Annotated in this window: 1 protein-coding gene; it reads right to left on the bottom strand. The window is 71.2% G+C overall.

All coding sequences use genetic code 11. The features are described 5' to 3' along the window. Positions 1 to 1,196: IS21 family transposase (istA, locus tag E9529_RS21400; RefSeq protein ID WP_236833274.1), on the bottom strand; the 1,196-nt coding region annotated here is incomplete at its 3' end. Positions 1,197 to 1,289: the final 93 nt, after the last annotated feature.

The following is a 1,289-nucleotide window of genomic DNA, read 5'->3' as shown; positions in this document are numbered from 1 at the left end:
CTTAGCGGCCGGACCTCGACCTCTTCTGTGTTCGGGGCCGGGCGCAGCAGCCCTATCCGGGCGGCGCGCAACGCCTTCGCCGCGGTGACGTGCTCATCGGCCGAGACCGTCTGATGCTTGGCCCAGATCCGCTCGTGGTCGGCCACCATCCGGCCGTCGCAGAGCACCCGCACCCGGTGCAGGTCGGCGAGCACCTCGACTCGCCGGCCGATCACCGCCGGATGGACCGAGTAGTCGTTGCCGTCCAGGCGCACGTAGTGGTCCCGCGCCAACCGGGTCGAGGCCCGCCAGCCGGTGGCCGGAGCGACGGGCGGCAGCGGCAGCATCCGCTCCAGATCCGCGGCGATCCGCTCGGTCGGTGCGCACCCCAGCGCCCTGCGGGGACGGGTGTTCACCAGCTGCAGCCAGGCGCTGAGCTGGGCGTTGAAGTCGGCCGGCCCGGTGAAGGTCCGGCCGGGGAGAAAGGATCGCTCGATGTAGTCGTGCAGCCGCTCCACCAGGCCCTTGGCTTCCGGGTCGGCCGGCCGGCAGACCAGCACCTTCGTAGCCAGCGTGCCGCGGAAGCCCTGGCACTCGGTGGTGAGCTCCGAGCGGCCGCCGCGCCAGCGACCGACCGCGCCCTCGCCGTCCCAGACCAGCACCCGCGGCACCGCCCCCAGCGAGGCGAGCAGCTGCCACCAGCCGGCGAACAGGTCCTCCCCGGTGCGGGAGGGGATCAGCACCCCGGCGGCCCAGCGCGAGTAGCCGCAGACCATCGTCAGCACCGGCAGCTGCTTCGCGGTCCGGCTCTGACCGTGGCCGACGGGCAACGTAATCGGCGGGAACCACAGATCGAACTGGGCGATCTCGCCGGCCACATAGGCCGTTCGAGACGCCGGATCCGGAGGCAGATAGACCGGCCGTAGCTCGGCCACCCGCTTCTTGAGCACGGTCATCGACCGGGTCCAGCCGATCCGCTCGGCGATCACCGTGGCCGGCATCGTCGGAAACGCCTGCAGCAGTTCCCGTACCCGAGGCTCGACCTCATCGACGATCGACGCCCGTTCAACTCGCTCGTACTTCGGTGGCCCGTCGGCCCGCAGCGCCGACCGCACCGTGTTTCGCGAGACGCCCAGCACCCGCGCGATCTGCTTGATCGGGATGCCCTCGGCCCGATGCAGCCGGCGGATCTCCGCCCAATCCTCCACGGACAACACCTCGTCCCTCCCCGGCTCGGCTCGAGCCAGGGTCTCGGGAGGGGGTCAGATTTCGAGCGTCGCGAGGGGGTCAGTTTTCAGGCGTCGTCGACA

This window comes from Blastococcus sp. KM273128 (genome assembly GCF_021698975.1).
GTDB lineage: Bacteria > Actinomycetota > Actinomycetes > Mycobacteriales > Geodermatophilaceae > Blastococcus.
Note: the sequence above shows the minus strand (reverse complement) of the source record. Positions and strands in the feature narration are given on the sequence as shown.